Source organism: Flavobacterium bomense (assembly GCF_003970355.1).
Map to the genome: position 1 here is coordinate 103,000 of NZ_RYDJ01000002.1, position 12,392 is coordinate 115,391.

The 12,392-nt window shown below is 34.9% G+C and carries 10 protein-coding genes; 5 read left to right on the forward strand and 5 right to left on the reverse strand.

The window, feature by feature from the left end; translation table 11 throughout:
• Window positions 1-29: 29 nt before the first annotated feature.
• Window positions 30-497 carry a (2Fe-2S)-binding protein gene (locus EKL98_RS03275; protein WP_126459461.1) on the reverse strand — a complete coding sequence of 156 codons (468 nt, stop codon included), beginning with the start codon at window positions 495-497 and terminating at the stop codon, window positions 30-32.
• A gap of 359 nt (window positions 498-856) precedes the next feature.
• Between EKL98_RS03275 and EKL98_RS03280 the strand changes: the two genes are divergently transcribed.
• Window positions 857-1,183 carry a hypothetical protein gene (locus EKL98_RS03280; RefSeq protein ID WP_126459463.1) on the forward strand — a complete coding sequence of 109 codons (327 nt, stop codon included), beginning with the start codon at window positions 857-859 and terminating at the stop codon, window positions 1,181-1,183.
• Window positions 1,184-1,296: 113 nt separating this feature from the next.
• On the opposite strand, the gene EKL98_RS03285 is transcribed toward EKL98_RS03280, so the two are convergent.
• Genes EKL98_RS03285 through EKL98_RS03300 form a run of 4 tightly spaced genes read right to left on the reverse strand, consistent with a single transcriptional unit; the run spans window position 1,297 to window position 7,532 of the window.
• Window positions 1,297-2,709, reverse strand: coding sequence for an efflux transporter outer membrane subunit (locus EKL98_RS03285; protein WP_126561547.1), 1,413 nt, complete (start codon window positions 2,707-2,709; stop codon window positions 1,297-1,299).
• Window positions 2,699-5,869, reverse strand: a complete 3,171-nt coding sequence (locus EKL98_RS03290) for an efflux RND transporter permease subunit (RefSeq protein ID WP_126561548.1) — start codon at window positions 5,867-5,869, stop codon at window positions 2,699-2,701. Before EKL98_RS03290 ends, EKL98_RS03285 begins: the two co-directional genes overlap by 11 nt.
• 33 nt (window positions 5,870-5,902) lie before the next feature.
• The gene (locus EKL98_RS03295; RefSeq protein ID WP_126561549.1) at window positions 5,903-7,009 is read right to left on the reverse strand and encodes an efflux RND transporter periplasmic adaptor subunit; all 1,107 of its coding nucleotides are present in this window, start codon (window positions 7,007-7,009) and stop codon (window positions 5,903-5,905) included.
• A gap of 13 nt (window positions 7,010-7,022) precedes the next feature.
• Window positions 7,023-7,532: a GbsR/MarR family transcriptional regulator gene (locus EKL98_RS03300; protein WP_126553340.1), complete on the reverse strand. Its 510-nt coding sequence runs from the start codon at window positions 7,530-7,532 to the stop codon at window positions 7,023-7,025.
• 235 nt (window positions 7,533-7,767) lie between these two features.
• Here EKL98_RS03300 and EKL98_RS03305 point away from each other — a divergent pair, with 235 nt between their 5' ends.
• The 4 genes from EKL98_RS03305 to EKL98_RS03320 all read left to right on the forward strand — a co-directional run bounded on the left by EKL98_RS03305 (window position 7,768) and on the right by EKL98_RS03320 (window position 12,375).
• Window positions 7,768-8,562 (forward strand): 3-keto-disaccharide hydrolase, encoded by a 795-nt coding sequence (locus EKL98_RS03305; protein WP_126767341.1) that lies wholly within the window; start codon window positions 7,768-7,770, stop codon window positions 8,560-8,562.
• A gap of 119 nt (window positions 8,563-8,681) precedes the next feature.
• The gene (locus EKL98_RS03310; RefSeq protein WP_126561550.1) at window positions 8,682-9,911 is read left to right on the forward strand and encodes an HD domain-containing protein; all 1,230 of its coding nucleotides are present in this window, start codon (window positions 8,682-8,684) and stop codon (window positions 9,909-9,911) included.
• 39 nt (window positions 9,912-9,950) lie between these two features.
• The gene (gene lpxD, locus EKL98_RS03315; RefSeq protein WP_126561551.1) at window positions 9,951-10,994 is read left to right on the forward strand and encodes a UDP-3-O-(3-hydroxymyristoyl)glucosamine N-acyltransferase; all 1,044 of its coding nucleotides are present in this window, start codon (window positions 9,951-9,953) and stop codon (window positions 10,992-10,994) included.
• The gene (locus tag EKL98_RS03320) at window positions 10,987-12,375 is read left to right on the forward strand and encodes a bifunctional UDP-3-O-[3-hydroxymyristoyl] N-acetylglucosamine deacetylase/3-hydroxyacyl-ACP dehydratase (RefSeq protein WP_126460118.1); all 1,389 of its coding nucleotides are present in this window, start codon (window positions 10,987-10,989) and stop codon (window positions 12,373-12,375) included. The genes lpxD and EKL98_RS03320 overlap by 8 nt, the downstream gene beginning before the upstream one ends.
• Window positions 12,376-12,392 lie beyond the last annotated feature (17 nt).

Here is a 12,392-nt window from a genome sequence, read left to right on the forward strand (position 1 = left end):
AAAGTTGATTTAGTATATTGAAGTATCTTTTATCTTTTATCTTTTTCTTGTAATTGTGCGGCTAAATGAATGGCTTTTCTTACACGAGGATAGGTTCCGCATCGACAAATATTTCCTGACATCGCGTCATCAATATCCTTATCAGTCGGTTTTGGATTTTCTCTCAATAACACTGCAGCTGACATGATTTGGCCGGAATGGCAGTATCCGCATTGGGGTACATCCATTTCATTCCATGCCAGTTGCGCTGGATGGTCATTATGTAAAGACAAGCCTTCAATTGTGGTTATTTTTTTTCCTTCGGCCCTGCTGACTTTAGTTACGCAGGATCGAACTGCTTCTCCATCAAGATGCAACACGCATGCTCCGCACTGTGCAACACCACAACCAAATTTTGTTCCAGTCAGGCCCAGTGTGTCCCTTACTACCCATAGTAGAGGCATGTCCGGACTTACATCAACTTGATAGGTTTTATTATTTACGTTTAATGTTATCATAAGTACTTGAAATTAGATTAAAGATCAATAGACAGTTTCCTGAAAATAGGTAAAAAAATATCTAATGTTTAAACTTACTAAAAAAAATAAAGGTTTTCTAATATTAACACTAAATTTAACGAAAAGTAAATACTGTATTATGATTCTCAACTCACTTTTACTATTGTAAAAATAGGGGTTGCATCTGACAATGAGATAATAAGTACATTTTTGAGGTCTATATTATGGTTTTATTCCTTAAAATTCTGATTTAAATGTGCAGTCCTAGTTATTACTTCGATAATTATATACTTTTACCCAACAACAGAGATTTATAATACTTTGAAAGGACGTAATTAAATACTAAAGCAAATTGAATAATGAAGTTTACAACAATCACTCTTGGAGACAATAAGATAGAAGTTTTTAATTCTTTTATGGCAAAAGAAACTATACTATTAAACGGAAAAATAGTTTCGGAGAAACGTTCTATAGCAGGAGGAACACATCATTTTAAAATAATTGAAAACGATCAAGAAGTAGCGTGCAAATTTATTTTGGGATATGGTGCTAACGGAGTGGTAATGAGTTTATATAAAGACAACAAACCAGTAATTGAGTCCCAAAGAAATATGTTCTTTGGATTCGTATTAATTACGCTTCTTACGTTTGGGTTTGTATTTTTTTATACTTTACTCTTTCACTGAGAAAGTCCACTACTTAAATATTGGAATCCGAATTAAAAGACAAAACCACTGCTTATACAATAAACAGTGGTTCTGGAACTAACAGAAATCAATTCTAATTAATCAAGTAAGTCTTATTGCCAGCCCCCACCAAGGGCTCTGTACAATTGAATTATGGCTTTGTATTGTTGGAATTTATTGTCTATCAAGCTTAATTCTGCATTCAAAGCATTGTCTTTTACAGTTAAAACTTCTAAATAATTCGCTAGTCCGTACGTCAATAATTCATCTGAATAATCAGTGGCTTTATTCAATGCAGCTACTTGTTTTCCCCTCACGGTGAGTTTGTAGGTTTCATTGTTGTATTGTGCCAATGCATCCGAAACTTCTTTTCCGGCGGTCAACAAAGACTGCTCAAACTGAAGATAGGCTTTTTCCTGATTTGCTTTTGCAATTTCAAATCTGGTTTTAATCTGTCTTTGATTAAAAATAGGTTGTGTCAACCCCGTAATTACATTAGCAAAAAGGGAATTAGCGCTAAACCATTCTTTCAAATCAATACTCTGAAGTCCTCCTGTTGCAGTAAGTTTTAACGTTGGATAAAAATTACTTTTAGCTACATTGGTTTGCTCAAAACTCGAAATAAAGTTGTATTCTGCTGCAATCACGTCAGGTCTGTTTCTTAGTAACGTAGCAGGTACACCAAGTGTAATGGTTGGTTGTAAGGATTGTGTTTCAAAAGTGCTTCTTTCAATTTTGGCAGAAGCTTCACCCATAAGAATGCTCATCGTGTTTTCAAGAATGATACTATTATTCTTTAAATCAGCAAGGATAATTTCGGTAGCATATTTTTGCGCTTCGGTTTGCTTCACACCAACTTCGGTAACATTTCCTGCCGCCTTTAATGCTACAATTGTTTCAATACTTTGATTTCTGTTAATCAAGGTTCGTTCTGTTAATTTTATTTGTGCGTCAACAGAAAGCAATTGATAATAGGTTGCGGCAAGGGTAGCAATTAATTGTGTTTTGACCACTTGATTCGCTGCTGTAGTTTGAAGATAGGCCGCATTTGCTGCGCGCTTGTTGCTTCGTATTTTTCCCCAAATGTCTGCTTCCCAAGAAAGATTCCCTGTAAACTGGTATTGATCCACATTAGTTGCACCACCACCACGGCTTATTAAGTTACCTAATTGACTGTTTTTAGAAAGCTCTTGATGCGTCCAGTCGGCACCTACAGAAAGTGTTGGAAAATACCCTGCTTTTCCCTGTCGCATGGTAGCCTCGGCAGCTTGGATATTTTGCATTGCAATTCTGATATCCAGGTTATTGTTTAACCCTTTTTTGATATACCCTTGCAAAAGAGGATCGGTAAAAACGAGATCCCAAGCAACATTAGCAAGTGAAGTGGTATCATTTGAAACAACTTCAGTTCTGTAAAGATTTTCGGTTTTTAATTCTGGTCTGTTATATTTTTTAGCAACAAAGCACGACTGCATTACAGTAGCGGTTATAACAACTACTGCTATTTTAATTAACTTATTCTTCATTTTCTTTATTTAAAAGTGCGACATCAGTTTCCTGATTTGTTATCGGAAGTGGTTTTGTAGAAATTTTTTCTTGTAAGGTTTGGAAAACGATAAACAATACCGGTATTACAAAAATACCAAAAATGGTTCCTATTAACATACCGCCAATTGCTCCAGTTCCAATAGCATTATTCCCAACAGCTCCAGCTCCTTTAGCTAACATCAAAGGCAATAATCCGAAAATAAATGCAAATGATGTCATCAATATAGGACGTAAACGAGCAACTGCACCATGAATAGCCGCTTGGGTGATACTCATTCCTTTTTTTCTGGAATCTACAGAAAACTCGACGATTAAAATGGCGTTCTTAGCGAGTAATCCAATAAGCATAATAAGTGTTATTTGTAGGTAAATATTATCACTCACATTGAAAAAATAAGCAAATAAGTATGCTCCTGCTAAACCAATTGGTAATGAAATTAGTACTGCAAAAGGCAACATATAACTCTCATATTGAGCGGCTAACAAGAAATATACAAAAACCAAACACAATAGGAAAATATACAATGTTTGACCGCCAGCACTTATTTCCTCTCGAGTCATTCCTGAAAACTCATAACCATAACCAATAGGTAAGGTTTGACTTGCTACTTCTTCAACTGCTTTAATGGCATCACCTGAGCTGAAACCTTCATTTGGAGCCCCTGTGACTTTTATAGAAGTGAATAAATTGAAACGTTCTATTGCCTGAGGGCCAAATACTTTTACTAAAGTCACAAATTGTGAAATAGGAGCCATCTGACCAGTATTATTTCTGACCAATACTTGATTTAACGATTCGGGATTACTTCTAAATTCGGGTTCAGATTGGTAAATTACACGAAATTGTTTTCCAAATTTGTTAAAATTAGAAGCATAAACGCCACCATAATATCCTTGCATAGTGCCTAAAACATCCGTGACAGTTAACCCTGATTTCTTTATGGTAGCAACATTCAAATCAATTCGGTATTGCGGATAATTTGGAGAAAAAGAGGTAGTTGCATATTTGATTTCGGGACGGCTATTTAAAGCTCCTAAAAATTTACTTTTTACTTCATCCAACTCCTCAATTGTTCCTCCTTTTTGATCTTGTAATTGAAATTCAAAACCATTGGTAAAACCAAAACCAACAAGTGTAGGACGAGCAAAATAGAGGACTTTTGCATCTTTAACAGAAGCCGTACGCTTAAACAATTCAGCTATTACTGCATTTATTTCCTGATTCGCATCTTTACGTTCAGCCCAAGTTTTTAATTTTACAATTACCATTCCGTAATTACTACCTGTACCACTTATTAAACTACGACCTGAAATACGAAGTACTTCTTTTATTTCAGGAATATCTTTTACTTTATTTTCAATTTGCAATAATACTTCCTCGGTTCTTTCTAATGAAGTGCCGGGCGGAAGAGAAACGTCAGAAAGAATTGCTCCTGTATCCTCACCCGGAACAAAAGCCTTTGGCGTAATATTTAATAATAAGATAAAAATCCCTGCAAAAATGGCAATTCCTAAAAAAGCCAACCATTTACGTTTTATAAAAAACTCAACAGATCTTTTATACTTAGCGGTTGTTGTTTCAAACCCAACATTGAATGCCGTATAAAAGCGTTCTGCAAAACCTTTTTTCTTTGAGTTTTTATCGTGTTCTTTCAAGAAAATGGCACACAAAGCAGGAGAAAGTGTTAGGGCGTTAATAGCTGATAATACAATTGCAACAGCCAAAGTTATTCCAAACTGCTTGTAGAAAACGCCCGCTGAACCACTAATAAAAGAAACAGGAATAAATACCGCCGACATGACAAGGGTAATAGAAATAATTGCACTACTAATATCTTGCATGGCACTATGAGCTGCTTTTTTGGGATCATGTTCCCCAGCTTCCATTTTGGCATGGACGGCTTCAACTACTACAATGGCATCATCGACCACAATTCCCACAGCCAATACCAAGGCAAAAAGAGTTAATAAATTAATGGTAAAGCCAAATAAACTTAGGAAAAAGAAAGTACCCACAATTGCAACAGGCACAGATATTGCTGGTATAAGGGTAGATCTCCAGTCTTGTAAGAAGATAAAAACCACAATAAAAACCAATAAAAAGGCTTCAATCAAAGTGTAGATCACTTTAGTGATAGATTCTTCTAAGAAGTCATTTGCATTAATTAAGGTGGCATATTTTACCCCTTTCGGGAAATTTACTTCCGCTTCATTTAACACTTTTAAAGAACCTTCAATTACTTCTTGTGCATTAGATCCTGCAGTTTGTGCAATAGCAATTGCAATAGATTTGTTTCCATTTGTGTACGCATTACTGGCGTAATTTACAGCCCCCAATTCAATTTTTGCAACATCCCCTAATTTAAGGATTTCTCCGTTTTGGGTTGAACGGATAATAATTTCTTCGAACTCTTTTACATCTTGCAGACGCCCTTTGTATTTTAATGTATATTGAAAAGATTGGTCACTACTTTCACCTAACTGACCGGGAGCGGCTTCAATATTCTGCTCAGCCAATAAAGCTGTAATATCCGAAGGAACAAGTCCATAAGCTCCCATTACATCTGGCTTAAGCCAAATACGCATCGAGTAGTCTTTTTGTCCAAAAATCATTGCTTCTCCAACTCCTGCTACACGTTTTATTTTTGGTAAAATATTGATGTTAGCATAATTTTGAAGGAAAGTATCATCATAATCCGGGTTGTCGCTGTATAAAGATAAAATCAAAATATTGTCGCTTTGTCTCTTTGAAGTTGTTACACCGGCTCTTGTAACTTCCTGAGGCAACAAAGGTGTAGCACGTGAAACACGATTTTGCACATTCACAGCTGCTAAATCTGGATTTGTACCTAATTTAAAGTAAATATTAATAGCTGCTGAACCGTCATTATTTGATGTAGAAGTCATGTAAGTCATGTCTTCAACACCGTTGATTTGTTCTTCTAATGGAATTACTACCGAGCTCATTACAACTTCGGCACTGGCGCCTTGATAGTTTGCTGCTACGGTTACCGTAGGTGGCGCTATTTCTGGATATTGTGAGACAGGGAGTGAGATTAACCCTAAAACTCCTAAAATTACGATGATAATAGAGATCACCGTTGACAATACCGGTCTGTCAATGAATTTTGAAAACATATTTTGTTATTTATTCAATAATTAGTTTCTGAATTACTTTTTTGTTGGATTGATGATAGTTTTAAAATCAATAATTTCAGCCTTAATGAGGGTTCCTTCAGTTACTATCCCCACTCCTTCAACAAGTATTTTATCGTTTACATTTAATCCGCTATCCACTACAAAAAATTGACCTCCAGGAATTGCGCGAACTTCAATTGGGATTGCTTGCACTTTGTTGTTTTTATCCACAACAAGTGCAATGCGTTTGTCTTGTAATTCTAATGTTGCATTTTGAGGAATGACAATAACATCCTCTAAATGTGTAGGGATTTGTATCGTTCCACTTTCTCCAGAACGCAACAATTTGTTTCCGTTTGTAAAACGTGCTCGTACATTAAACGATCCTGTTTGTGTGTTGGCTTGTCCGCTAAAGGTTTCAATTTTACCCTTTTGTTCATATTGCATCCCATTGCTTAAAATTAAATTTACCGCTTCCATTTTGTTTATTTTTTCTTGAAATGACTTTCCTGGAGTATTCATCATGATATCCAATTGTTCTTTTTCATTTACTGAAAAATAGGCATAAATCGTGCTCACATCCGAAATTCGGGTTAAAGGTTCAACAGTTTGGCTGCTTACATAACTTCCAAGTCTTAAAGGTAAAGTTCCTACAATTCCGTTAACAGGACTTTTTATAGTAGCATAATTAATTCTGGCAACGATACTTTGATACGTGCTTTTAGCACTAGCTAAATTTGCTTTAGCCGTTTCTAATTGCACATCACTGATGATGTCACGCTCTACCAAAGGGATTAAACGATTTACCTCCACTTGAGCAGCCGCAACTTTTGCTTTTGCAGCGCCAGCTTCCTGGGTTGCTGTTTGAGTCTCTAATTTAAAAAGCAATTGCCCTTTTTTAACTTCTTGTCCTTCTTGTACATATATTTTTTGAATATATCCATCTACTTTTGGACGAATATCTATATCGGTAACGCCTTCTAAACTCGCAGGATATTCAGCTAATAAAGTTGTATTAGAGGTTGCTATCTCAACCACTTTGTAGGACATAACAGAAGGAGCCGTTTGAGCCGTTTCTTTTTTGCAGGAGAGCAAGCTTATTGATAATAAAATTACACTTATAAAATATTTTTTTTTCATCTGGGACTATTTACTAAAATTGATTAATTATTATTTTACTATTGTTATTTTCTATTTCTTTGAATTTATGGATGGTTTTAATCAATAATTCTTCGACTTCTATTACATGTTTTTTGTATGCTTTTGTATTTTCCAGATTGCACTGCTCTTCAGGACATGAAATGTTTTTTTCACGGTACGCTTGCAATTTTTCGATTATTTGTTTTTCAAAATCAAGTATTTTTAGATAATTAGTCAGTCTTTCGCTAAATGGACTGGATTTGAAATATTTTTTTCGATCACCAGTTAACGTATAATAATTTATTTTGTCCATTTTTAGCAGCAGATTCAAGTTTGTAGAAATCGAACTTTTACTGGCGCCCAGTTTTTCAACTATTTCTTCAAAGGTTAATCCTTTTTTGCAGCCATCAATTATTAATAGTCCCAGAATTCTGGAGCCAAGCGGAGATAAATTATACAGTAACTCAAAATGAATTCCGAACATTTCTATAAGTTCTTCTCTTTCTTTAGGAATATTGTTCATAATTTTTTTGCAAAAGTACTATTTAGTTCGGCATTTACCGAACTAAGCGAACTTAAATCTATGTTAATTTATTTAACAAATTGTAGTTAATGAAGTTACTGCTTCTACAATAAAAATCTAAAGTTTATTCCTCATTTAGTTATAATTAGATTAAAAGTTAGTTGGTGAAAAAAAAATGCTTAATATTGAAAAGTGAACATTTATCCATATTTTATTAAACCAAATGAATTTTACTATGAAATCTAAAAACTTCAAGAACTCTTTATTAATGATTTCTTTATTCTCTGCAACAGCAGTTATGGCGCAACACAACTATGTGAACACTCCGCCAGAGGTTTCCCCAATGTCAATGAAACCAGAAATGACTGAAATTTGGGAACCAGAAGTAAAAGGTATTACCCCGGCTAAAACCCTTGGAAATGCGCCTTCGGATGCGATTATTTTATTTGACGGTAAAAATTTAGCACAATGGGTGAGCCAGAAAGATATAAATAAACCGGCAGGATGGAAAATTGTTGATCAAGATTACATGGAAGTTGTTCCGGGTACCGGAGCCATTCAAACTAAAATGGTTTTTGGGGATTGTCAACTGCACCTGGAATGGAGCGCGCCGGATGTTGTTTTAGATGGGGGACAGGCAAGAGGAAACAGTGGCGTATTTTTCCAAAACAGATATGAATTACAAATATTAGATTCCTATAATAATAGAACCTATAGTAATGGCCAGGCCGGAAGTATTTATAAAGATCATCCACCTTTAGTAAACGCCGTGAAAACACCATTAGAATGGAATGCTTATGATGTAATATATACGGCACCTCGCTTCAAAGCAGATGGTAAAATTGATGCTCCGGCAAGAATTACCGTGTTTTTAAATGGTGTTTTAGTCCAAAATAATACTACAATAAACGGGTTGACACTTTACATCGGTTTGCATAATTATCCCTCGGCTCATGGAGAGGATGTTATTTCGCTTCAGGATCATGATTCTAAAAATCAATTCCGAAATATTTGGATCAGAAAACTATAAAATTAAATACCAACGGAGTGCTAAAACGCTCCGTTTTTTTTAGCGCTACAACACAATTAGTACTGTTCTGTTTTTGAAATCTAAATTACTTATATTTGTTGACCTAAAAAAAACTTATAGTGAGTCAAATCAATAAGCTAAAAATATTCAATGATCCCATTTATGGGTTTATTACCATACCCAATGCCTTAATTTACGATTTAATACAGCATCCTTATTTTCAGCGTTTGCGCCGTATTTCCCAGATGGGCTTGTCGTATTTAGTATATCCTGGTGCCAATCATACCCGTTTTCATCATGCTTTAGGTTGTATGCATTTAATGCAAAAAGCGGTTGATGTATTGCGTTTTAAGGGAGTTTCAATATCTCCAGAAGAAGAAAATGCACTCTATATTGCCATTTTGTTACACGATGTAGGACATGGCCCTTTTTCGCATGCTATGGAAAGAAGTATCGTTGAGGATGTACATCATGAGGAAATTTCCTTATTGTTCATGAATCAGTTAAATGTGGAATTCAAGGGCCAGTTGAGTCTAGCCATTCAGGTTTTCAAGGGGGAATATGACCGGAAATTTATGCTGCAACTTATTTCGAGCCAATTGGATATGGATCGTATGGATTATTTGAAACGCGATAGTTTTTATTCGGGTGTTTCAGAAGGCAATGTCAATTCAGAACGATTGATCCAAATGATGAATGTTGCGGATGATGTTTTGGTTATTGAAGAAAAAGGAATTTATTCTGTTGAAAAATTCTTGATGTCCAGACGATTAATGTACTGGCAGGTTTATTTACACAAAACCAGTTTAGTGGCCGAGTTAATTTTGACGAAAGTCCTAAAAAGAGCTAAAGAATTGACATTAAAAGGAGTACAGTTGCCTTGCAGCAAGCCGTTGTTCTTTTTTATGGAAAATAAAGTTACGATGGACACATTTGATGCCGGGAGGTTAGATTTATTTGCACAATTAGATGATTTTGATATCATTAGTGCTTTGAAATCATGGCAGCAACAGGATGACTTTACGCTATCCTCCTTAAGTAAAATGATTGTAAACCGTGATTTATTAAAGATAAAATTAACGAGTGAAAAAGTCACTTTGGAAGAATTACAGCCGTTGAAAGAACGTTTTGCAGCAGAGCATCATATTTCTTTACAAGAAACAAACTATTTTATTTTTAGAGGAAAAATAAAAAATCAGGCTTACAGCAAACAGGCAGAACCCATACGGATTTTGAATAAAGACAAAACAATTGAAGACGTTGTGGATGCCTCTGATCAATTGAATTTGAAATCATTATCTAAATCCGTTACTAAATATTACATATGTTTTCCAAAACAACTGTTATAAATTCAGTATTTAAAACCTATTTTTTATATTTTTGTCGGGATGAAATTTACAGCAGAACAAATAGCAGGGATTTTAGAAGGTAAAGTTGTAGGAAATCCCATGGCAGAAGTTTCTAGATTATCAAAAATCGAAGAAGGCACTGAAGGATCACTAACTTTTTTGTCAAACCCCAAGTATCAGAATTATATTTATTCTACTAAAGCATCTGTAACAATTGTTAATGATACTTTTATAGCAGAGGCACCAATTACTACAACTTTGATTAAAGTGATTGATGCGTATTCCGCATTTTCTAAATTATTAGAATTTTACAATCAGGTAAAATTAAATAAAAGTGGGATAGAACAACCCTCTTTCCTTTCGGACAGCGTTAAATATGGAGAAAGTTTATATTTAGGGAGTTTTAGTTATGTAGGTCAAAATGTCGTTTTAGGAGAAAACGTAAAAATTTATCCCAATTGTTTTCTGGGTGATAATGTAGTAGTAGGGGATAATGTTATTCTATTTGCTGGTGCAAAAATTTATTCAGAGACCATAATAGGGAATAACTGTACGATACATTCCGGAGCTATAATAGGTTCAGATGGTTTTGGTTTTGCACCTAATCCAGACGGAACTTACACTAAAATCCCACAAATAGGAAATGTTATTATTGAAGACAATGTTGATATTGGGTCTTGTACTACAATAGATAGAGCCACAATGGGTTCAACTATTATACGAAAAGGCGTGAAGCTGGACAATCAAATTCAAATTGCGCACAATGTTGAAATTGGGGAGAATACGGTAATAGCGGCGCAAACCGGTGTTGCGGGTTCAACTAAAATTGGCAAAAACGGAATGATTGGTGGCCAAGTTGGAATTTCTGGACACCTAACCATTGGCAATAATGTACGAATTCAAGCGCAATGTGGTGTAGGAGGGAATATTAAAGATAATGAAATCTTACAAGGAAGTCCCGCATTTGGGTACAATGATTTTAGTAAATCGTACGTTCATTTCAAGAATTTACCCAAAATTGTTGCAGAAATCGAAGAATTAAAAAAACAAATTTTAAACCAAAAAAATGGAAAAAATGGTTAAACAGAAGACCATCAAAACAGAAATCTCTCTAACTGGAGTTGGATTACACACAGGTAAAGAAGTAAAAATGACTTTTAAACCTGCTCCAGTCAATAATGGTTTTACTTTTGTTCGAGTAGATCTAGAGGGACAACCTATTGTGGAAGCTGATGCAAATTATGTAGTAAATACACAAAGAGGAACCAATTTAGAAAAGTTAGGGGTAAAAATTCAAACACCAGAACATGTTTTAGCGGCATTGACGGGTTGTGACTTAGATAATGTCATCATAGAATTGAATGCTTCTGAACTACCAATAATGGATGGCTCCTCTAAATTCTTTGTTGAAGCTCTTGAAAAAGCGGGTATCGAAGAACAAAGTGCAAAAAGGAATGTATATATAGTAAAAGAAGTTATTTCATTTACTGATGAAGCCACAGGCAGCGAAATTTTAGTGATGCCAAGTGATTATTACTGTGTTACGGCAATGGTTGATTTTGGAACTAAAATTTTAGGGACTCAAAATGCGACTATGAAAAATATTTCTGATTTCAAAACGGAGATATCTGAGTCAAGAACCTTCAGTTTCTTGCATGAATTAGAATCTCTTTTAGAGAACGGTTTAATAAAAGGAGGTGATTTAAATAATGCTATTGTGTATGTTGATAAAGAAATATCAGCCACTACAATGGAAAGTTTAAAACTCGCTTTTGGAAAAGAGCAAATAACGGTTAAACCAAATGGTATTTTAGACAATCTGACTTTACATTATCCGAATGAAGCGGCAAGACACAAACTACTTGATGTAATAGGTGATTTAGCTTTAATTGGAACTAAAATACAAGGTAAGGTAATAGCTAACAAACCAGGACATTTTGTCAATACACAATTTGCGAAGAAAATGGCTAAAATCATAAAAATTGAACAACGAAATTATGTTCCTGTTTTTGATTTACATCAGGAACCACTGATGGACATTCATAAAATCATGGCAGTTCTGCCTCATAGACCCCCATTTTTATTGATTGACAGAATTATCGAAATGTCAGAAACTCATGTGGTGGGAATGAAAAATGTAACCATGAACGAAAACTTTTTTGTAGGTCATTTTCCTGAAGCTCCGGTTATGCCAGGTGTTTTAATTGTGGAGGCCATGGCGCAAACAGGAGGGATTCTTGTTTTAAGCACGGTTCCGGATCCGGAGAACTATTTGACTTATTTTATGAAAATAGATAATGTTAAATTTAAACACAAAGTATTACCAGGCGATACTTTGATTTTTAAATGCGATTTAATTACGCCAATCCGACGAGGTATTTGTCATATGCAAGCAAATGCGTATGCAAATGGAAAACTGGTTGCTGAAGCAGAATTGATGGCCCAAATTGCTAAGAAACAGTAATTTTTTTGTTGATTTGG

Bases quoted from the DNA above. Each gene is read 5' to 3' on its own strand.
- EKL98_RS03275 (WP_126459461.1), bottom strand. From the start codon at position 497: ATGATAACATTAAACGTAAATAATAAAACCTATCAAGTTGATGTAAGT.
- EKL98_RS03280 (WP_126459463.1), top strand. From the start codon at position 857: ATGAAGTTTACAACAATCACTCTTGGAGACAATAAGATAGAAGTTTTT.
- EKL98_RS03285 (WP_126561547.1), bottom strand. From the start codon at position 2,709: ATGAAGAATAAGTTAATTAAAATAGCAGTAGTTGTTATAACCGCTACT.
- EKL98_RS03290 (WP_126561548.1), bottom strand. From the start codon at position 5,869: ATGTTTTCAAAATTCATTGACAGACCGGTATTGTCAACGGTGATCTCT.
- EKL98_RS03295 (WP_126561549.1), bottom strand. From the start codon at position 7,009: ATGAAAAAAAAATATTTTATAAGTGTAATTTTATTATCAATAAGCTTG.
- EKL98_RS03300 (WP_126553340.1), bottom strand. From the start codon at position 7,532: ATGAACAATATTCCTAAAGAAAGAGAAGAACTTATAGAAATGTTCGGA.
- EKL98_RS03305 (WP_126767341.1), top strand. From the start codon at position 7,768: ATGAAATCTAAAAACTTCAAGAACTCTTTATTAATGATTTCTTTATTC.
- lpxD (WP_126561551.1), top strand. From the start codon at position 9,951: ATGAAATTTACAGCAGAACAAATAGCAGGGATTTTAGAAGGTAAAGTT.
- EKL98_RS03320 (WP_126460118.1), top strand. From the start codon at position 10,987: ATGGTTAAACAGAAGACCATCAAAACAGAAATCTCTCTAACTGGAGTT.